Here is a 20,329-nt window from a genome sequence, read left to right on the forward strand (position 1 = left end):
CGGTCAGTGCCGAGAACGCGGAATTGATGGCGTCGCCACCTGACTGCCCCCCCCTGTTCCGTATTGCTTGCCGCACTGGGGCGGCCTCCCTGTTGGCTTGACACCCACCCTCTATTTGCTAGATAGAGTCTGCCACACCGATAGAGGCTTCGTCATGATTCGGGCCATCCCCGCTTTTTCGTTGTCCGGTGCCCGATTCCTCGCCACGCGCCTTGTTTGCTGCTCGCCTGTTGCAGGCGCGGCAGTTGCGTGGCCTGAGCCAGCGCGCGCTCGGGGATCGCATGGGCCTGGGTAAGGACAAGGGTTCGTCGCGGATCAACCGCTACGAGCATCAGGTCACCGCCATCGGCTTCGACAACCTGGGCACGCTGGCGCAGGTGCTGGATGTGCCGGTGGCCTACCTGTTGGCTGACAATGCGGCCATGGCTGATGCCATCCTGGCGCTGTCCAAGGCCGATGAGGAACGGAGGGATGCGCTGGCCACGTTGATCCCCGCGCTGGTCCAGGATCCCGCCCTGTTATCCAAGCTGCTGAAGGTGCTACAGCTACCCAAGCGGGAGCAGCCCAAGGCATTCAAGGCGCTGGCTGAAAAGGACTGACACGCGCGAGGGACGAATTCACACAGCTCCGCGCCCGGCCCCCATGGGCCGGGCGTTATGCCATCTCTGACTATGGGCCGTCAGACCCATCCCCGGGTTGCCATCGATATCGCCTCGCTGGCGGTGACCACGAAATGATCCAGCAGGCGAACGTCGACCAGCCCCAGGGTGGCCTTCAGCCGCGCCGTCAGCGCGCGGTCGGCCGCAGAGGGCTCGGTGTTGCCACTGGGATGGTTGTGGGCCAGTAACACCGCTGATGCGTTCAGCGCCAGCGCCCGCTGCACCACGACGCGCGGGTGTACTTCCGCCCCATCCACCGTGCCGGAGAACAAGCGCTCCACTGCGATCAGCCGATGTCGGGTATTGAGGAAGGCGGCCTCGAAGTGCTCGCGCTCCTCACTGCCCAGCCGTAGCCGGAAGAACGCACTACAGGTCATCGGGTCACTCAGCAAGCGTCCGGACTCCCCGACCCGCTGCTCCAGAATGCGCAACGCGCGGGCGATGGCCTGGTCCTCCCGTATCCGGGCAGCCCCTTCGGACGGAGCTGCCCGGGCAACAGCGACCGTACGCAAGCCTGACCGGGTGCGCATCAGGCCACCAGCTTCATCACTTCGTCCCAGGCCCGTTGCTTGAGCTGGGCACCGGGTCCGAACCAAGCCGCGTCCCGGCGGTGATCATCGCTACGCGCGCGGCGATGGTGATCGACGAACTCGGTCACGCTGTTGAGCAGGCCCCAGGCCGTCCCGCGGCTGGAGGCCATCAGTGCACCACGTCCGCCGCCCTCGTACAGCGAGCGCACATTGGCCATGGCCTGCTCGTTGACCACAGTGGCCTTGCCGTCCGGCCCGGTATAGGTCAGCACCCGGCGCAACAGTCCTTCCACCGAGTCCGGATCCACCGGTCTTTCCACCAGTGCCTTCATCCGGGCAACGAAGCCATCCCAGGACGAGACAGTGATGCCCAGCTGGCGCTTCACCACGTCCGGATCGAACTGGCTGCGGTGCGGCACCTTGATGGCTCCGGAGGCGTTGCCCAGTGCGATGGACAGGGTGTTGTTGCAGACCACCCGGACCGACGTGAACTGCGCCGTGGTCGCCAACGTGCCGTCGCAGGCGGTAGCCAGCAGCAGGTAGCCATTTACCTTGTCCCGTCCTTTCAGCGTCGCACTCTGTCCAGTCCGGGCCAGCGCCCAGAACTTGCGGCCCTCGCGCAGCACCCCGGCCGTTTCCAGTTCGAAGCCGTTGCTGGAGGTCAGATCCCGATAAAACTCCAGGATCTGGCCCGGCTGCACGACCTGGAAGCGCTTGGACACCACCGACAGGGGTAAACGCGTATCCGAGCGGTAAAGCACCTTCTGCTCCGGGAAGGCATGGATCACGCCAAGGTTGTGGCTACCAGCAACGTAGCGCACCTCCGCCTCCTCTATCTTCCAGTCCATGCCCGCCTGCCGCTTCCATACATCGATGGGCTGCCGCGGTGCCAGCCGGTTACCCAAGCCGTGCCAGGGTATCTCTCCGGCGTAGGCCATCGTTTCGATCAAGTGCATTTCTGTCTCCTCGTTGTTGACGGCACAAACGCACAAGGCCCGGACGATGCCGGGTCTTGTGCGAGGTACCAGGGTGGGTTGGGGATCAGTCGAACGAATCGAACAAGTCACCACATCTGCTGCAGGCCGCAGCCGCCGTGCATTTCATGACACCAGCAAGAACAGCCGTAGCCACGACCATCACGCAATAGATCAGCTCGACCTTGCTCCTCATGCTCATTTGCTCCTGCAAGGACGCTACCGGCGCAGCGTCATACGCGAAGCCGGTACCAACCAGCTTCAAGGAGGTGATATGGGTTTGAAATTTCGTCGAATCGCGGGCTTATAAGGATCGCCCAGCAGATCCAGATCTGCGCCAGCATCATGGTTTGTTGACCATGGGACGAGCAACGACAGCGACTTCCCAAGCTTGGCCCCAGCGGCGCCCGAATGGCTTCGACATCCTGAACCCGGGGGCTTTCTCAACGGCGACCCACAGAGCTTCGCGGAGAAGTACCGGATCACGGCGCTGGCTCAGTGCAAGTGAGGCCGTCAGACTTTTCCTAATGCGCATCGCCACTTGAACTGGCATCCTAGGCACGCTCACCCAACTTCCTAGCGATAGTTGAATGGCCGACGATGGAGAGAAACGGTCGATTGCTCGGCCCATGCAAGGAACCGGCTGAAACTCAAATGACAACCCAAAACAAACCAGAGAAGGGCGAGTTCTACATCCTTCAACCAGACATGCGAGGCGGTGGTCGGGGGCATGGAGTGGAGTTCGTGAACGAAAAGGCCGTGCCGTTTCCAGCCTATCTGAGCAGCCCCCCGGAAAGCGGCGGACTGGCCATGCTGCAGGAAGCACCGCGCTTGCGCTACGACCATCGGATGGGCGACATGCCGCGCGACCTGGACAGTGGATTCAAGGACTATTGGCTGGTGTCTGAGCCGCTTAAACATGTGTTCCAAGCGGTGGACCCCGAAGGGTTTGCATTCGTGCCGTGTGAGTTCCTGCTGGAAGATGGTTCGCATGCACCGCCGCATTACCTGTGCGAGGTGGTCAGGATGCTGGATGCGATCGACGAGGCAGCATCAACGGTCAAGGTCCTGACGGGATATCCGAACGGGAAGTATTACAGCATTGCTGGCGGCGCCGACTTTGCATTCAAGAAAGAAGTGATTGGATCCGCGCACGTCTTCCGGACGCCCTATACAGCGGATGCTTTTTGTGACCAGGTCTTGCGTGATGCCTTGCTTGACAGTGGTTTCGGCAAATCGCCAAGGACGCGCGGCGTTCGGCTCATAGACGCCGCCGGTTGCTGACTCGTGTTGCCCCTCGAGTGCTTGGGAGTCGCAAGACGTGCCATCCACTAGTGTCATGCTGCAGAGCCATCACGTCCTTGAGCAGAGCCTTTTCCGCCAACATGTCTTGCTCAAGACGTTGGTCGAACATGGACTGATCGACCAAGACGCATCGGTCAACCGCCTGTATCTGCCAGTGGATGGCGAGCTAGCCGACGATCTCGAAACCTCGCCGCACCGAGGGAGGACGCGTAGTTCTTATACGGATGGAATCACCCGCAATCTGGACGATATCCGAAATTCTCCCGACGGCCGTGCTGCGCTGAACAGCGATCCCGCCGCGCTGAGGCGCGTGGCCGCCCAGGTCAATGAACTGCAGGACACCCTCAAGATTGCCCTGATCAACGGCGATGCCTACACGACGACGCCGGACAGGCTGACCAAGGACGAGGCCAACGCGCAGAATCGCAGGACGCTTTCCGACCTCGATCAATACCGTGCCGAACACGCGGATCAGTTGAAGACACTTCGTTCGATGGGTGCCGTCGAATCCGAATGGGCTGCGATCACGCACTCGGAGCACCGGATCGTGAAGGTAATCGGGGCTGCGCGCACCGGCTCGGCCAATCTGGTCGCCGCGCCAGGCGAACCTGCCGCCAGGGAGATCGCCGGCCGCGCGGAATTCCGCATGGCGGTGACGCACGCCGAACAAGCGGGGAACGTGAGTTTGTCCGCGCCGAATACCGTGTTGGTCAAGCAGGTGCTGGGGGACGATCTGCCAGGCATCGGTGGCGTTCCGCGAGGCGCCTACCACCTGGCGGGCGCCACACCGAACACGTACAAGCCCTTGTCGCAACGCGGCTTCGCCACCGTCGAACTCCTGGCGGGCGACCACTCGGCCGGCCAACTGCTGCGCGGTGCCGGGCTGCTCGCCAGCGCCGCGGACACCGCTATCACTGCGCGCCGTGCCGGCGAACTGTACGGCCAGGACAACCCGCTCGCGGCCCAATCGGAACTGGCCCACTTCGCAGGCCGCAACGCAGGCGGCTGGGCCGGCGGCACCGCAGCTGCCTATGCACTCGGAAGCTCCGGCGCCGGGCCGATGGTATTGATCGCGGCCGACGCGTACTTCATGAGCAAGGCCGGGGAAAAAGCCGCCGACCTGCTGGACAACCGCAAGATCTACCAACAGACGGACCGCGATGGGACGCACTGGTCGTTCGACGGCCGCGCCTGGTCGCGCGAGGGCATGGCCGACACCACCCCTGACGGGGTGAACAATCCGACCGCCATGCCGATCATGGCCAGCTACGAGAAGGCGCGCGAGCTGAACTACCTCGCCACCAACGCCGCGGCGGCGCTGGCGCTCAAGGATGCGCCGGAACCGGACGATCCCTGCCGCCTGCCGGCCAACGACAGCGACCTCCCCAGCCTGGCCCCGGCAGACTGGACGCGCAGCGCAGCCGATGGTCAGTGGCATCGCCAGGCCAAGATCGGCGTCTCTGGTGCCAACGACCGCGGCATCTACCAGTCGGAAACCGCGTCGCCGCCGCGGGCGGCCGAGCTGGACGCCCAGGCCGCGGCCGTCGTCGCGCGCAACGTCGCCAACAGTCCCGGCGCCATCGCCGCGCGCTATGAACTGGCTTACCACCGCAGCGGCTGGGCCGCTGATGGCTATCCGATGTCGCCGGCCGTGCAACGGGCATTGCCCGATCCGGATGCCTTGACCACCTCGAACGGCCAGCAGTACCGCCGCGATGCAGAGGGCCACTGGTCCGCCGATGGCGTCCCCGCCGATGGCAATCGGGCACTGGAGCTGGACACCGCACGGGCTATGCTGCAACCGGCCCTGGCCGAACACGCTCAGGCCCTGGCAGCCATCCGGCAGTCGCCACCCTCGCCGCAGGCCTTGCAAGCCGAGCACACGCTCTACCGGTACCGCATCGTCGGAACGGAACTCCATCCGGACTGGCGCGAGGCCATCGATCTCGCCACCCAGCGCACACGCGAGTCGCAAGGACTCTCCGGCGATGGCGCGCTGCAGCTGCAGCGCGGCCCCGGTGGGGTATTCGGTGCCGACAGCCCGATCGCCCATCTCCAGCGCGGCGCCGACGGGGTGGATCGCATCGCGGCAGTCACCAGCACCGAGGACATCCGGCTGGCGCTGCAAGAGGTGCGGGCGCACCAGCCAGCCCTACCGACCTCCGACACTCCGGCGTCGCGGCTGGCGTCGACGGCGCGCACCTCCGACGGGTCGGCAGACTCGGATGGCGCGTCCTCCAACCCGTCTTCCAGCCCGCAGCATGCGCTCGACATGCAGGCACAGACCCAGGCGGCAAGCGCCGCGCAGCAACGCCAGGAGCGCGAACAGCAGGAGCGCCAGGCCCAAGAGCAGCAGGCCGGGCAGGCGCGCGAGCACGCACTGGCGCAGGCGTCCCACGAGGAACAAGCGCATGCGGCCCAGGCGCTTGAGGCGCATACCGCGCTCGACCGTCAAAGCCGGGACCTGCAGCAGCGCGAACAACAAGAACGCCAGACGCAGGAAATCCAGCAACGCACGCAGGAACAGCGCCAGGCCCAGGAAGCCCAGCAGCGCGAGCATGAGCAACGCGAGGCCCAGGAAACGCAACAGCGCGAACGGGAGCAACGCCAGGCCGAAACCGACCAACAGCGTGAGCAGGAACAGCGTCCCACCCAGGATGCGTTGCCGCGCGAGCAGGAACGACGCCAGGCCGAGGCCGCGCCGGCAGCGCAGGAGCAGCGACAGGCCCAGGAAGCCTTTCCGCACGGGCAGGCGCCGCGCCCGTCGCAGGACGCCATGCCGCTGCCGCACGGACCGGAGCGGCGCCAAGCCAATAACGCGCTGCCGCCCGGGCAGGAACAGCGACACGTCCAGGATGCCAAGTCGCGCACCCAGGAGCCACTTGGTGCCCAGGAGCGCTTCGCCCAAGACACCGACGAGCAACCGGCGCCGTCTCGGCAACCCCAGGAGGCCGAGGCATTTTCGCAAGGTACGCACGAACACCAAGCCCAGGAAGGTCGCGCACAAGATGCACAGCATCCGGCAGCGCCGGTGATCGCGCACGCATCGGCCATGCACCCCACCGATGCGCAGGAGCCACCCGAGCAGCGCTTGCCGAGCGCATACGCGTCGGCCCTGCACGAGGACGCTCCACTGCAACGGCGCGATGAGGCCTTGGAAGCGCCTGTGCAGGAGCGACACGCCCAGGCCACGGAGACAGCGTTGGATGCGTCGATGGCCCTGCCGCTCGCTGCGGAGCGCACCGAAGACCCGCGCATGCCAACGCTCACGATGCCACCATCGGACAGGCCAGTGGTCGACCACGGACTCGCACTCGCGTCTTCCTCGGGAACGCGCGGTGCCGACCGCGCCAGCGGCGGCATCGAAGGCGACGAAACCGCCCGCGAGCAGCGCCGCGATGCACCAGCGGATGGACAGAATGCGCGCGCCGCTCCTGTGCCGGAGGAAAGAGCCGAAACCTGGGAGGAGACGCTGCAAACGATGCGCGCACTCCGGATACAGCTCGAAAAAGACCTCCAGCAGGAAAAGTGCCTGGAACAGGAAAGGCAGGAGCGTAGGGAGCGGGGAGACGATCGTCCCCTCGCAGACCTTGATGCTCGCCGTCAGCAGGATGCGCGCGCCCCTGCACCAACCGAGCACGCAGCGTTCGAGCCGCAGCCGGCCACGGCGCGGCGCGATGCCGCTTCTGCCGCGGGGCAAAGGCCCGGCGAGGCGGACGATCCCCAGTTGCCCCAGCGCAAGGAGATCACTGGCGATCGTGATGTGGACGATCTACTGCATGCCATCGATTCCAAGAACGACGCGGCCATCGAGCAGGCCTTGAACCGGATCTCGAACAGTCCCCTCACTCATGCCCTGCTGCAACAGGGCCATGAGCATCTGGAGGCCAAGGCCATGCAGGAAGCGACGGAAAAGGTCACGGCGATGCAGTCGCTGGGATTGGACACGTCGGCCGAGGTGCAGACCAGCCGTGGTCCTGTGATGGTGATGACCCTGCCGCAGTTCGCCAGCGGGCCGATGATGCAAGGTGGCGCACCGGGAGGGGGCGGTGGCGGCGGTGATGGAGGGGGCGGTGGTGGTGGAGGCAGTGGCGGCGGTGGTGGGGGAGGAGGCGGCGGAGGCGGCGGGTAATCGCAGCCCGATCCTGCGGTGAGTGGAATTTTCAAGAGGGACACGATGGATACGCCAAGCACGCCCGCGCTACCGGAAAGCGGAACTTCCAACGAGGCGCTGCAGGAAACGATCAAGGCCATGGCGGCATTGATCGCAACGATGCAAGTACGGGAACAAAGCCTGCAAGACCAGATCTCCCGGCAGCTGCAGGTGCTCAATGGCGCGGTCGGCAACGCCGACCGGAGCGTCAATCGCGTGGTGGAGAACGCGCTGCCACGGCTGACGCACTTGACGCAACAGGCGCTCTCGGTGGCACTGGATCCGGCGGCCGAGCGATTCGATCGCACGCTGACCGCTGCGCGCCAGACGCTGCAGCAAGCCACCCAGCGCTACGCGCAAGCGCAGCACTCCCTGGAAGCCACGGCAATGCGCCGCATGTGGATGGGATCCATTGCCATGCTGGCGGCGGCCGTCATGGGATTGTGCAGCGTGGGGTACGTGCTCTACAGCGCCAAGGCGACACTGGCCGAGGCCGAACAACGCCGGGCGGAAATAGCGTACCTGGATCGCGTCGCACGGGCCGACCTAGTGCCCTGCGGCGAAGACAGACTGTGCGCCGACTTCGAGAAGAAGGGGCAGCGCTACGGCAACCAAGGCCAATATCGGGTCATCACCCTGCGTCAATCCAATTCACACTGAGCCACTGCGCTTGTCAACCGCGCCGAAGCGCGGACCACGTACCGTGGTCGTGCCTGAACTGCAGGCGGACATTCCCCAGCAGGGGAAAAGGAACAGTGTGATGGAGATGAAAGCAAAGACCCTGGCATTGGTTGTCGTCGTCGCAGGAGCGGCCCTGTCCTTCCAGGCCCATGCGCAATCGTGCTGCCCCTCGGGTGGGCACGGCGTGCCGGCGGCCACCGGGCTGGGTGAAAGCGCGCCCCGCGCGGCCAACCTCGCCACCGATTCGGCGTGGCGGATCTACGAGTTCCAACGCGACGGCGTGACCTATCTGCAGATCAACGACGCCACCGGCGTGGTCCGGGCCGCGGTCGGGCGAATCAACGAGACGTTGTGGGTGCTTCCCATGGGCAAGGACTTGGCCCGCGTGTCGCTGTCGGCCACGCCTGACGCACCGGGGCGCGTGGTCTACCAGACCGGGGATCTCGTGGTCTGGTTGCGATCGGATGCGAAGGGCGATGCCTGGGTGGTCACTTCGCGAGATTGATCCCAACGCCCACACGCTCGGAGACGAGAAAGCTCAAGGCCAACGCATGGCGGCGCCGGCAGGTGCCGCCATGCGTCTTGAGCCGGACCAACAGTTCCCGATCAGACTCGGGGTGTTCGCGGCGGACAGCGTTGAGCACGGACGCATCGGCGGTGATGCGCACGACGATCCCCTGCATGCCCCGTACCCGCCATACCCGCGCCTGGATCAGGTGGGTTCGCGCAACGGGCAACGTTTCCACGGCGTTGAGCACGCAGCGATAGGCCACCAGCTGCAGTCCCAGCGAAAGCTGTCGCGGATCGCCGCGCATCCGCCAGCGGAACTCCGTGTTGCACAGGTTGGCGAAGCTGACCGAGCGCAACGTGTGGTACAAGCCATGCGTTTCGATGCCCAGCGGATAGAGGGCCGTGACGTACTCATCGAGCAGTTGCGCCTGGATCACCCCGGTGCGCGTCATCTGCATTGCCGCCGCGTGGTGCCCCTGGGAACGCAGGTACTCCACGACATCCCTGCGCATCCGATTGATCTGCACGGTGAGGTCGGTGTAGTCGACCACCCGTTTGCGTAACGTGCGCTCGGCAGACAGATAGCCGGCCTGTGCAAATTCCATTGCCTGCTCCCGCACCCGCCCGAAATCGCGCACTTGCCGGTAGGCGGCAGAGATGCGCGAGCCGAACGCAAACAGGCCGGTGGCGGTGACCGCGAGCAGTATCTGCACAGCGAAAGCCTGTGGGTCGTGCACGCCAGCTTCGACGGTCTTGGGCAGCGATAGGGCCACCGCGACGTTCGCCAGTACCACGCCCAGTGCCGCTCCGCGCCACCCGTGGCGCAGGGTGAGCGCGATGGCGGGCACAACCAGCAACACTCTGAGGAACTGCCGCAGCACGGTGTCGCTGATGAGGGTGATAGCGACGAACAGAAGCACCACTACCGTGACGGACGCCAGGCCTTCATGCAGCAAATGCGGCCGCTGGCGCAAGGCTTCGTCGCGGCGCACCCAAAGTAGCGCCGGTAGAACGAACATCAATGTGCCCAGGTAGTCGCCCAGCCAGTACCGGATCAGCGTGTCAATCGGCGCCGGCCCCGATGGGCCGCCCAGCGCGGTATTGAGCGCCATGTTGCACAGCGTGCTCCACAATGCGGTCACCAGCGCGAGCGGTAGCAGCCAGCAGTCCTTGCGCGTCAAATCGGTAATATGGAAGCGTGCTGTGATGGGAAGCAGCGAGACCGCGGGCATCAAGAGGAACGGACTCAGGTAGGCCCAGATAGCGCTGGCACCCCAGTCCTCAACCCTCGGCACGCGCAGCACCAGCAGAGCCGCCGCGTCCCCCGCCAGTAACCATGGCCATCGCCGCACAGGCAGGAACAGCAGGCTGGCAACGCGCAAGCCTGCCGGCAAGTACCACTGATCCACGGAGCATCGCCAAGCCAGCAAGAACGCGGCGTAGTATCCAACGCTCAGCAAAGCTCCCTTGGCAATGTCCTTTCCAGCGGCCATTCGACCATCCGTGGCTCATGTCAGGGCAACTGTACAAGTCGTGCGCACTGCATGAGTAGACATCTTGCTTTCCCGAGGCCTCCCGGCAACCTCTTGAAAAGCTCAACCGGCTCTCTCAACGCGCGCCAGAGGATCGCATGGGACCCGGTGGCGGCACGGGCCCGTCGCAGATCAAACGCTACGAACACCCATCACGGCCATCAGTTCTTGCTACCTGGCATGCTGGGAGATTCAGTTAGAATTTGCAAAAGTTCAACCTAGTAGAGCCATGGCGGCCTCAAGAATGAATACGCCGTTCGGACACGGCAAAAATTTCGAACTGGAGGGACGACATCCTCAACCAGGCTCGGAAATTTCCGTTGGGACAATCCGGGTAGAGGTATGCGCATGACGGACATGACTGTCCAAGATGCCCGCCCAATGAGCCGATTTCTCAGAATGGCAATCGTGGCAGGTGTCGAAAGCGCAGTCCGAATCCACATCGAACGTGGAGATAACCTCAACGCGCGCGACGAGAAGGGGCAAACGCCTCTGATGCTTTCGGCGGCTCGCAACAAGCCTGCGATTTGCAAGATGTTGCTCGCCGCTGGCGCCGACGCTGGCTTGCTTGATCCGCTGGGGCGTAACGCCCTCAGCATCGCCGAGGCGGCTGGAGCAACTGAAGCCGCCTCGGCCATTGAGGCGGCTTTCGAGCGCGTTGATGTTGCCCCTGGCAAGCCTGAGCATACGGCTGACCATGTTTCGCTCCTCGACTTCGCCGTACCCGAAATCAACAAGAACACTGCACGTGTCGAAACCACGCCACTGGAAGCTGCCGCGACAGGAATTGCATTGGTTGCTGTTGACGATGGCTCCGATTTCGATCTGAGCGGTTGGGAAGCTGAAGAAGAACAAGCCCCTCCCGAGGGTGATCCGGCCCTCGCGATAGCCGCCGTTGAAATCCAGGCGGCAATCACTGAGCATCAGCCCATCGATACGTCCGCCGACTGGGACGACTTCGAGGCGTTTCTTCCCGACTGCGCGACCCCTCTACCCAGGCCCGATGATGCCGAGGCCCGTGAACGACTGCGCCTGGTCTTGCTTCGCGCCGTCCGCGAAGGGAGCGTTCCGCGTTTTTCCATTGAGGACTTGATAAACAACAACGATGGCAACCCCAATGTCGAAGCCGGCAAATTGCTGACCATGGTCATCAACGACCTCGGCGCAGAAGCCGACGAGCGCTTTGAATGTTCAGCTCCCCACGAGAGCTTTGAGGTCTTCATCGCGCCCGATGAGGAACCCAACGAAGAGGAGGCAGTCGCCGAAGCCCTGGCGTTCCTGGATAACCTGGCCGCGCGCCGCAATGAGCCCTTACGTCTTTACCAGCGGGATCTCAGGCGGCAATCTCTGCTCACGGCTGAAGCAGAAGTCGCGCTGGGTCAAGCCATGGAACTTGGTGTCGAGAAGGCGCTTGACGCGCTGGCGGCATGGCCCTCGGGCGTCGCAACCCTACTGGATGCAGCCCGCCAGGTAGCTGAAGGCGCGAGGCCCCTTCGAAGCATGCACTTTGCCTCGCAGGCCGATCTGCTGGAAGCTGGAGCCGTGCCCATTGCCGATATCGACGCAGCCGTCAGCCTGGAAGCAGCGCTGGAATTGCCTGATCTCGAGGGCGAGGCTACAGGCACCGAAGACGAGCGATACTTGCAGTCCGGGCTGGACACCAAGGAAGACACCAACGAGCTTGCGGATTTTTGCGCCAACGCGCAGCTCCTGTCGGGGCTGGCCGTCGACGAGAGACAGAACACACCAACGTGGGAATCCTGCCGACGGGTTCTAGCTTCGCTTGGCCTGACTCGAGGTTTTCTCATGGAGCTCGCCAACTCGGACCTGGCTGGCGAGGCCGATGCTGCCCTTGCATTTACCCAGGCGATGACGAATTACCGGCACGCGCGCGACCAGATGGTGGTCGCCAACCTGAAGCTGGTGTACTCCATCTCCAAGAAGTATCTGTCCAGCGGTCAACCGCTCGACGACCTGCTGCAGGAGGGAAACATGGGGCTCATCAAGGCCGTGGATCGATACGACTGGCGAAGAGGCTTCAAATTCTCGACCTATGCGACCTGGTGGATTCGCCAGCATGTCGGGCGCTTTTTGGCCGACAAGGGCAATATCATCCGCCTTCCCGTACACGTGCACGAGAAAATCAGGCGGATTGCGCAGACTGCCAAGGATTTCGAGCTCCGCCATGGACACGCTCCAATTCTCGAAGAAATCTCTGCGCTCGTCGAAATGCCGATTCACAAAGTCGAGGCACTCGCCAGCATGGATCTGGAGCCATTTCCTCTCCATGATCTGCCTGATATCGACAACCTCATTGCTGTCCACGCCAAAGAACAATTCGCCGTGCGCGATGCTGCTGAATTTGTCGAGGATATCCAATTCGGCGATTCTGTAGACCGATTCCTGAGCACACTGAAGCTCAAGGAAGCGAATGTTGTGCGCATGCGCTATGGCATCGGCCTCCTCGACTCGATGACGCTTGAAGAGGTTGGAGCGTGCTACGGCGTGACACGCGAACGCATTCGGCAAATCGAGGCCAAGGCCCTTGGGCGGCTCCGTCACCCGGCGCGCCTCGAACAGTTCCTGACCGAGCTCGGTCTTAGCCTAGCGTCCGAGCCTGAGGAGCGCGCACTAATCCCAGGCGGTTCGGCCGAAGCTGACCACAGTAAGGCGGCTAGACCATGAAAGCGGCCACTCCTGAGCGCATATGGCCAAAGAAGGATTATTGGCGATGAGCAGCAAGACAAGAAGTGCGCCGCCGCGCGCGATGGCGATGCTCGAGTCCCTGCGGGGGCTCGGCTATTCTGCCGGCGCGGCGTTGGCTGACATCATCGACAACAGCATTTCGGCCGGCGCCACCGAGGTTCGGCTCGACTTCGCCTGGGAAGGCGCTCAAAGCAGGATCACCATCCTTGACGATGGGCGTGGCATGAGTGATGCCGAGCTTGAAAGCGCCATGCGCCTTGGCGACAAGAACCCCCTGGACGCACGCTCGGCGCAAGACCTCGGGCGCTTCGGCATGGGTCTGAAAACCGCATCCTTCTCACAGTGCCGCCGGCTCACCGTCGCCACCGTCAAAGGTGGTGCCATGAGCTGCCTGCGCTGGGACCTCGACGAGCTCGCAGCAGATCCCGATGGCGGCTGGCTTCTGTTCGAAGGTCCGGCAAAAGGGTCCAAGCCCTTTATCTCAAGCCTGAAGGGCAGAAGGGCCGGGACCCTTGTGCTGTGGGAGACGCTGGACCGCATCGTCACCACCGGCTACACCTCTGAAGATTTCCACGACCTCATCGACGCGATCGAGTCGCATCTGGCGATGGTCTTCCACCGTTTGCTGCAAGGATCAAGGCCTAAGCTCAGATTACTCATCAACGGGCGCGCCGTGGCGCCATGGGATCCCTTCATGTCTGGGCACCCGGCGAAGCCTTGGTCGTCTCCGATCGCCCACCATTCCACCGCCTATGGAACGGTCACTGTGCAGGCTCATGTCCTTCCACACCGCGACAAGCTGACGGGCAAGGAATTTGAAGATAGCGCTGGCCCCTCCGGATGGACCGCGCAGCAGGGCTTCTACGTCTATCGCAACGAGCGCCTGCTGGTCGCTGGGGGCTGGCTGGGCCTTGGCAACTCGCGCGCGTGGAATCGCGAGGAAGCTCACCGCCTGGCGCGCATTCGCCTGGACATACCAAACACCGCGGACGCCGACTGGAAGATCGACGTCCGCAAATCAATGGCTCGTCCGCCAGTATCACTACGACCTTGGCTGACGTCATTGGCTGAGAACACCCGCGACCGAGCAAGGCGTGTGTTCGCCTACCGCGGTACACCTGCGCCCGCGAAGGGCAACGTTCCTATTGAACAGGCCTGGCGCGTCGACCGGGTCAAGGCCGGCATGCGCTACCGAATCGATGAGGCGCATCCATCGGTTGCTGCCGTCATGGAAAGCGCTGGGACGCTCGCCCCCTTGATCAGGTCGATGCTTCGGGTGATCGAGGAAACCGTGCCAGTGCAGCGTATCTGGCTGGACACCGCCGAGGACAAGGAGACTCCGCGCACCGGCTTTGAGGGAGAGCCCAGCGCGGCAGTGATTGAGGTCGCAAGCGTGCTCTTTGACGACCTGATTGAACGCAAGGGCCTGAGTATCGACGAGGCACGGAGGTCGATGTTGCGCACAGAGCCGTTCCAGAAGTATCCGGCGCTCATCGCAAAACTAGGGGATAAGAAATGACTGCAGCAGAAGAGGCAGCAGCACGGGCACAGTTGCTGGAAGATGTCATCGCCACCGCGCAGCGGCTGGTGAAGGCGGAGAAGGACTCCTCCAGGATCACGCCGGCCTACATCGCCGAGAAGGTGAAGCTCGCCGCCGCGATGTTCGCCAGCGATCCGCCCGTGCCGCTCAACGAGGCCAAGGTGGTTTCCACGCTGATCCAGCGGTTCAGTCACCGCATGGGCAAGGCCACCACTCTCAAGGATGACGCCGGCCACATCGAGTGGCTCAACGCTGCCCGCAAGAAGGATTGGCACTACTGGCGCCGCTACCGCGACTATCAGGAGTCGAAGCTTTCGGACGTGGTGGTCGATGGCCTCGACGAATCCACCAGCGACATCCTGGGCCTCCTCGAAGACCCGCTGCGGGCCGACCCGTGGGATCGGCGCGGGCTGGTCGTGGGGCATGTGCAGTCTGGCAAGACCAGCAACTACACTGGCCTCATCAACAAGGCCGCCGACGCCGGCTACAAGATCATCATCGTGCTCGCGGGACTGCACAACAACCTGCGCTCGCAAACCCAGATTCGTCTTGAAGAGGGCTTCCTGGGCTACGAGACGACGCAAGGCGGCGATCCCGGAGCCTCCATCGGCGTGGCCGCGTTCGGCGAAGACCTCAAGACCAACTCGGCGACGACGCGCGCGGAGAACGGGGATTTCAGCAAGGCCATCGCCAAGCACTTCAACGGCATCTCGCCTGAGGAGCGCCCCTGGGTGTTCGTGGTCAAGAAGCAAAAGACGGTGCTGACCGAGCTGCTCAAGTGGATTCAGAAGCGGGTGGCCGACACGTATCACCCACTCTCCTACTCGCTCCCGCTCCAGCATCCGATCCCGGACGGCAAGGACTGGAGACTCGTGACCAAGCTGCCGCTGCTGGTGATCGATGACGAGGCGGACAACGCGTCGGTGGACACAGGCGAGCAGCTCTTCAACGAAGACGGCACGCCGGACGAGGAGCACTCGCCCAAGACCATCAACAGCCTCATCCGCCGGGTCCTGCACTCGTTCAGCCGCAAGGCCTATGTGGGCTACACGGCCACGCCCTTTGCCAACATCTACATCCACCACAAAGGCGCGACCATCGCCGAAGGCCCCGATCTCTTTCCGAAGGCCTTCATCATCAACCTAGCGGCGCCGTCGAACTACGTCGGCCCAGCCCGCATGTTCGGCAAGCTCACCAAGGAAGGCCGCGTCGGCGCGCTGCCGCTCTCGCGCAGCATCCTCGACCACTACGATCCGGAAGCCGAGGCCGGATGGATGCCGCCCAAGCACAAGAAGACCCACGTTCCGGTCCACAACGGCCAGGAGACCATCCCCAGGTCCCTGCGCGACGCCATCCAATCTTTCGTCCTGGCCTGCGCAGCGCGTGAACTGCGCGGCCAAGGACTCGAGCACAGCTCCATGCTGATCCATGTCACCCGCTATGTTTCGGTGCAGGGCCATGTGCGCGAGCAAGTCGAGGAGGTTGTGCGCCGGATGCGACAAAAGATCACCCGTGGTAGCGACACCAAGGAACTGCTCGCGCAGATGCGCGAGCTCTGGGACAAAGACTTCGTTCCGACCCGCGATAAGGTCGCCGAACTCTCGACGCCCGAAGAGTTACCTCCTCCAATGCCTTCTTGGGATGAAGTACTCGCCAAGCTTCCTGACGTACTCGACGACATCGTCGTCCGCTCAATCAACGGCACGGCCAAGGATGCGCTCGACTACGCCACGCCGGGTGCTGCGCTCAAGGTCATCGCTGTCGGGGGCGACAAGCTTGCGCGGGGCCTGACCCTCGAAGGCCTCTGCACCAGCTACTTTGTTCGCACAACGAAGATGTACGACACGCTTATGCAGATGGGTCGCTGGTTCGGCTACCGCCCGGGATACCTGGACCTCTGCCGGCTCTACACGTCGCCGGACCTTGTCAAGTGGTTCGGACATATCGCTGAGGCCTCAGAGGAGCTGCGCGAAGAGTTTGACTTCATGGCCAAGGCCAAGCTCACGCCCGAGCAATACGGCCTGAAGGTCATGTCGCACGAGATTCTCACGGTCACTTCGCCATTGAAGATGCGCAACGCGGAGACGCTGTCGCTGACCTACAGTGGCACGCGGCCGCAGACCATCCTCTTCCACCGCAACGCGGGGATCCAACAAGCAAACCTCAACGCGGCCGACGCGCTGGTGGCGGGCCTTGGCACCGAGTTCGAGGATGCTCCGAGATACGATCGCGACGGCGAGCCTGACTTCTGGCCCGGCGCACGTCTCTGGAAGGACGTGGATGTGTCCCAAGTCCTGGCATTCCTGGCTGCGTACACAACACACCCAAACGCCACAAGCGCCAAGGCTGCGGTGCTCTCCGATTTCATCACAAAGATGCTCGACATCGGCAAGCTGAAGAAGTGGAGTGTCGCCCTGCTGTCCGGCGGCGACGGCGTTGGCGAGCCCCATGTCTTCCCCGGCGGCTTCGAGCCTAAGTCACTTCAAACGCGCAAGACGGACGATCCCGAGCCACCGGGCACGAAGGACCCGACGATGTTCGCCATCGGCGTTCTGACCGATCCGAAAGATGAGGGCATCGACATCGGCGACGACGTCTGGCGCGACGCCCTTGCCCGCACCCGCGCAGCGTGGAAGCCCGATCCGGCGAGGGGCCGCATCAACCCACCCACGAGCCCCAGCGGCAAAGGCATCCGCGAGGCGCGCGACCGGCTCGGCGGCGAAGCCGACCGCGGTCTGCTGCTGCTCTACACACTGTCGCCTTACAAGGGAAAGGCCAAGGCTCCCGAGAACCTCATCGTGCCTGGCTGGGAAAAGCCCATCATGGCCTTTGCCATCTCCTTCCCAGCGGCCGAGAGCGGTATCCGGGTGGAATACGAAGTGAATCTCCTCTACTGGAATCAGCAATATGGCCCGTCCGAGTAACGAATTCCTGGTGGCTTGGTCGTCACTCACCAGCGTCGATGCCGAGCCCGGCTGGCAAGCCATCGCCCTGCCCTCCGCAGGGCCGCTGCAGCTTCGGGCCGGCAGGCGCTCGCCGGACAACGCCGAGGCAGTTCTGGTGTGCTTTCCCAGCGCGAAGCTCGCCGCCGCCGACAAGCTGCCCGAGGGCCAGGGCTTTGCCGTCGAGCGCGCGCACCCCGACAGCAGTGGCAAGCTGTGGCTCGCGCTGACCCGTAAGTCGACCGGCAGCGCGGAGCTCTTCGCGTCCATGGCGTGCGATGTAGTGGGCGCTATGGACGACTCGGTCGCGGCCGGCTCCGACGAAAACAAACTCCTGCGCGTATTCATCGGCCGCGTCGGAGCTTGGCAGGAGTTCATGCGCAAGGGCAGCCAAGCGCTGAGCCCCGAGGCTGAGGTTGGCCTCATCGGCGAGCTCGTGCTGCTGCGGGCCATCATCGAGGCGGGCGTCGCGCCGGTCACGGCCATGGAATCGTGGGTTGGGCCATTCGACGGCATCCAGGACTTCGAGATCGGCGCCGGAGCCTTGGAGGTCAAAGCGACGCTCTCGGCTACGGGCTTCCCTGCCAGGATCGGCTCGCTCGAACAACTCGACGACTCCTCGCGCCAACCCCTCTTTGTGGCCGGCGCGCGCCTGCGCCAGTCGGAGAGCGGACAGAACCTGCCGGGGATCGTCGAGGCCATGCGGCAGTCGATCAAGGGCGACGGCGAGGCCGAGAGGCTGCTGTCCGAGCGACTGCTCGCGGCCGGCTACTTCGACTCACACGCCGACCGCTATCCAAGGAAGTTCGAGCAGGCCGGCACCCGCGTCGTGGAGGTCGGAGCCAACTTCCCCCGCATGACCGCGGGCTCGGTGCCTGGTGGCATCATGAAGGCCATGTATGAAATCGACCTCGACAAGGCACCGGGTGACAACGTCGGCACCGAGGGCGCATTGAAGAAGCTGGGAGCGATCCAAGAATGAATTTGCCTGAATTCCTGCGCGAAACGCAGGCCACCGTCCGATCGCAAATGCGAGACGGCGCGCTGTATGAGGAGCTGGTATTCTCCGGGATCGTGATGGACCACATGTCGGACATCGGCATGACGTTCGAGCCGGTCGAGTGCCACTTCGAGGGCAAGGTCGGCAACGCAAACCTGCGCCTGAGCGGCTATTCGCTGTCCGAAGAAGGCGACCAGCTCGACTTGTTCGTGAGCCTCTACGCCAACGTCGATGTCCCAACGCCCGTGCCGGACTCGGAAACCAAGACCGCCGTCGAGCAGTGTCTACGCTTTCTGACACTGTGCGCCGAGGGCAAGATGGCGCCCAAGCTCGATCCGTCCAGCGACGTGCGCTCGCTGGCCGAGACGCTGCAGGCCATCTACGACGACCTGGAGCAGATCCGCGTCTACGTCATCACCGACCGCGTCGCCAAGTCCAAGAGCTTCAAGACCCGCGACATAGGCGGCAAAGCCGTGCGCCTGGAAGTGATGGATATCGAGCGATTGCATCGCCACTGGTCCGAGGGCAAGCCGCGCGACGAGCTGTTGGTCGATTTCACCGAAGTCTCGGGCGCGCCCCTGCCCTGCGTGTTCGTGCCTGGCGAAAACGATGACTACGACTACGCCCTGACAGCCGTCCCGGCCGAGGCGCTGCGCTTGCTCTACGAGAAGTTCGGCGCGCGCCTGCTTGAGGCCAATGTGCGGTCGTTCCTGAGCGTCAAGGGCAAGGGCGTCAACGCAGGCATCCAGAACACGCTGCGCTCAGCGCCCGAGCGATTCATGGCTTACAACAACGGCATCGTCATCGTGGCCGACGAGATGCGACTAGGCAAACCCGGCGACGGCTCGGCCGGCATCGCCTGGCTCAAGGGCCTGCAAATCGTCAACGGCGGCCAGACCACCGCGTCGATCTACTTCGCCAAGAAAAAGTATCCAGACACGGATCTCAGCCGCGTGCGGGTGCCCGCCAAAATCATCGTCATGCGTGCCCAGGACTCGGCCAAGGAAGAGGCGCTCGTCTCCGACATCTCGCGCTTTGCCAACAGTCAGAACGCCGTACGGCAATCGGACCTGTCAGCCAACAAACCCTTCCACGTCGAGATCGAGAAGCTCTCGCGCTCGGTCTACTGCCCCGATGGCGTGGGCCAGTGGTTCTACGAACGCGCCTCAGGCAGTTACAACACCCTGCTGGCCCGCGAAGGAACCACGCCAGCCAAGCTCCGAGCGTTGAAGGAGGCCATCCCGCCGGCGCGCCGCATCACCAAGACCGACCTGGCCAAATACATCACCGCCTGGGACAAGAAGCCCGACATCGTCAGCCTCGGCTCGCAGAAGAATTTCGACAGGTTCATGGCGGGCCTGACGCCAGCCGACGGCCAAGAGGCGCCGCTGCCCAGTGTCGCCGACTTCAAGACCATGATCGCCAAGGCCAAGATTTACCGCGACGCGCAGAAGCTCTTGCGGCCGATGTTCCAGGCCTTCCAGGCCAACGTGACGGCCTACACGGTGTCGCTGGTGGCCGAGAAGCTCGGCGACCGCATCGACCTCGAGCGCATCTGGGCCAAGCAGGCGGCGTCTCCCGAGCTGCTCGCGCAAATCGCCATCTGGGCCAAGGAGGTCAACGATGTGCTGCACTCGTCTTCCGGCGGCAAGATGGTCTCCGAGTGGGCCAAGCGACCCGAGTGCAAGGAGGCCGTGATGAGTGCGAGCTATTCGGCCCCGGCCACCAACATCCCTGAAGTGAAGTAGGCCTGCGGACCGCCAATCGCCATGCGACGCTCTCCCCTCTCAGGACAAG

The 20,329-nt window shown here is 63.8% G+C and carries 13 protein-coding genes; 10 read left to right on the forward strand and 3 right to left on the reverse strand.

Going from position 1 to position 20,329, the window contains the following annotated elements:
* Nucleotides 1-188 precede the first annotated feature (188 nt).
* On the forward strand, nucleotides 189-599 hold the full coding sequence (locus tag AC1G9L_RS18280; protein ID WP_481069649.1) for a helix-turn-helix domain-containing protein: 411 nt from the start codon (nucleotides 189-191) through the stop codon (nucleotides 597-599).
* 80 nt (nucleotides 600-679) lie between these two features.
* On the opposite strand, the gene AC1G9L_RS18285 is transcribed toward AC1G9L_RS18280, so the two are convergent.
* Nucleotides 680-1,189, reverse strand: a complete 510-nt coding sequence (locus tag AC1G9L_RS18285; RefSeq protein WP_481069650.1) for a JAB domain-containing protein — start codon at nucleotides 1,187-1,189, stop codon at nucleotides 680-682.
* The gene (locus AC1G9L_RS18290) at nucleotides 1,189-2,145 is read right to left on the reverse strand and encodes a DUF932 domain-containing protein (RefSeq protein ID WP_481069651.1); all 957 of its coding nucleotides are present in this window, start codon (nucleotides 2,143-2,145) and stop codon (nucleotides 1,189-1,191) included. Before AC1G9L_RS18290 ends, AC1G9L_RS18285 begins: the two co-directional genes overlap by 1 nt.
* A 672-nt stretch (nucleotides 2,146-2,817) precedes the next feature.
* On the opposite strand from AC1G9L_RS18290, the gene AC1G9L_RS18295 reads away from it, so the two are divergent.
* The 4 genes from AC1G9L_RS18295 (at nucleotide 2,818) to AC1G9L_RS18310 (ending at nucleotide 8,807) form a co-directional block, all read left to right on the forward strand.
* The gene (locus tag AC1G9L_RS18295) at nucleotides 2,818-3,447 is read left to right on the forward strand and encodes an imm11 family protein (protein ID WP_481069652.1); all 630 of its coding nucleotides are present in this window, start codon (nucleotides 2,818-2,820) and stop codon (nucleotides 3,445-3,447) included.
* A 55-nt stretch (nucleotides 3,448-3,502) separates the two neighbouring features.
* A complete protein-coding gene (locus AC1G9L_RS18300) occupies nucleotides 3,503-7,600 on the forward strand; it encodes a hypothetical protein (RefSeq protein WP_481069653.1) in 4,098 nt (1,365 codons plus the stop codon).
* Nucleotides 7,601-7,645: 45 nt separating this feature from the next.
* The gene (locus tag AC1G9L_RS18305) at nucleotides 7,646-8,281 is read left to right on the forward strand and encodes a hypothetical protein (protein WP_481069654.1); all 636 of its coding nucleotides are present in this window, start codon (nucleotides 7,646-7,648) and stop codon (nucleotides 8,279-8,281) included.
* Between the two features lie 100 nt (nucleotides 8,282-8,381).
* Nucleotides 8,382-8,807 (forward strand): hypothetical protein, encoded by a 426-nt coding sequence (locus tag AC1G9L_RS18310; protein ID WP_019800647.1) that lies wholly within the window; start codon nucleotides 8,382-8,384, stop codon nucleotides 8,805-8,807.
* Here AC1G9L_RS18310 and AC1G9L_RS18315 read toward each other — a convergent pair.
* Nucleotides 8,791-10,305: an MASE1 domain-containing protein gene (locus tag AC1G9L_RS18315; RefSeq protein ID WP_019800648.1), complete on the reverse strand. Its 1,515-nt coding sequence runs from the start codon at nucleotides 10,303-10,305 to the stop codon at nucleotides 8,791-8,793. The two genes, AC1G9L_RS18310 and AC1G9L_RS18315, sit on opposite strands and share 17 nt — an antisense overlap.
* 420 nt (nucleotides 10,306-10,725) lie before the next feature.
* Here AC1G9L_RS18315 and AC1G9L_RS18320 point away from each other — a divergent pair, with 420 nt between their 5' ends.
* From AC1G9L_RS18320 to AC1G9L_RS18340, 5 genes are read left to right on the forward strand one after another with little or no spacing between them, the layout of a single operon-like run.
* The gene (locus AC1G9L_RS18320; protein WP_481069655.1) at nucleotides 10,726-13,029 is read left to right on the forward strand and encodes a sigma-70 family RNA polymerase sigma factor; all 2,304 of its coding nucleotides are present in this window, start codon (nucleotides 10,726-10,728) and stop codon (nucleotides 13,027-13,029) included.
* Nucleotides 13,030-13,075: 46 nt separating this feature from the next.
* Complete coding sequence (locus tag AC1G9L_RS18325) at nucleotides 13,076-14,569, forward strand: ATP-binding protein (protein WP_481069656.1); 1,494 nt, start codon at nucleotides 13,076-13,078, stop codon at nucleotides 14,567-14,569.
* Nucleotides 14,566-17,514 carry a Z1 domain-containing protein gene (locus AC1G9L_RS18330; protein ID WP_019800651.1) on the forward strand — a complete coding sequence of 983 codons (2,949 nt, stop codon included), beginning with the start codon at nucleotides 14,566-14,568 and terminating at the stop codon, nucleotides 17,512-17,514. Before AC1G9L_RS18325 ends, AC1G9L_RS18330 begins: the two co-directional genes overlap by 4 nt.
* Complete coding sequence (locus AC1G9L_RS18335; protein WP_019800652.1) at nucleotides 17,498-18,514, forward strand: PD-(D/E)XK motif protein; 1,017 nt, start codon at nucleotides 17,498-17,500, stop codon at nucleotides 18,512-18,514. Before AC1G9L_RS18330 ends, AC1G9L_RS18335 begins: the two co-directional genes overlap by 17 nt.
* The gene (locus tag AC1G9L_RS18340; RefSeq protein WP_481069657.1) at nucleotides 18,511-20,280 is read left to right on the forward strand and encodes an AIPR family protein; all 1,770 of its coding nucleotides are present in this window, start codon (nucleotides 18,511-18,513) and stop codon (nucleotides 20,278-20,280) included. The genes AC1G9L_RS18335 and AC1G9L_RS18340 overlap by 4 nt, the downstream gene beginning before the upstream one ends.
* The last annotated feature ends 49 nt before the right edge of the window (nucleotides 20,281-20,329 follow it).

Source organism: Xanthomonas sp. NCPPB 1132, assembly GCF_056629235.1.

Bases quoted from the DNA above. Each gene is read 5' to 3' on its own strand.
- AC1G9L_RS18285 (WP_481069650.1), bottom strand. From the start codon at position 1,189: ATGCGCACCCGGTCAGGCTTGCGTACGGTCGCTGTTGCCCGGGCAGCT.
- AC1G9L_RS18290 (WP_481069651.1), bottom strand. From the start codon at position 2,145: ATGCACTTGATCGAAACGATGGCCTACGCCGGAGAGATACCCTGGCAC.
- AC1G9L_RS18295 (WP_481069652.1), top strand. From the start codon at position 2,818: ATGACAACCCAAAACAAACCAGAGAAGGGCGAGTTCTACATCCTTCAA.
- AC1G9L_RS18300 (WP_481069653.1), top strand. From the start codon at position 3,503: ATGCTGCAGAGCCATCACGTCCTTGAGCAGAGCCTTTTCCGCCAACAT.
- AC1G9L_RS18305 (WP_481069654.1), top strand. From the start codon at position 7,646: ATGGATACGCCAAGCACGCCCGCGCTACCGGAAAGCGGAACTTCCAAC.
- AC1G9L_RS18310 (WP_019800647.1), top strand. From the start codon at position 8,382: ATGGAGATGAAAGCAAAGACCCTGGCATTGGTTGTCGTCGTCGCAGGA.
- AC1G9L_RS18315 (WP_019800648.1), bottom strand. From the start codon at position 10,305: ATGGCCGCTGGAAAGGACATTGCCAAGGGAGCTTTGCTGAGCGTTGGA.
- AC1G9L_RS18320 (WP_481069655.1), top strand. From the start codon at position 10,726: ATGAGCCGATTTCTCAGAATGGCAATCGTGGCAGGTGTCGAAAGCGCA.
- AC1G9L_RS18325 (WP_481069656.1), top strand. From the start codon at position 13,076: ATGAGCAGCAAGACAAGAAGTGCGCCGCCGCGCGCGATGGCGATGCTC.
- AC1G9L_RS18330 (WP_019800651.1), top strand. From the start codon at position 14,566: ATGACTGCAGCAGAAGAGGCAGCAGCACGGGCACAGTTGCTGGAAGAT.
- AC1G9L_RS18335 (WP_019800652.1), top strand. From the start codon at position 17,498: ATGGCCCGTCCGAGTAACGAATTCCTGGTGGCTTGGTCGTCACTCACC.
- AC1G9L_RS18340 (WP_481069657.1), top strand. From the start codon at position 18,511: ATGAATTTGCCTGAATTCCTGCGCGAAACGCAGGCCACCGTCCGATCG.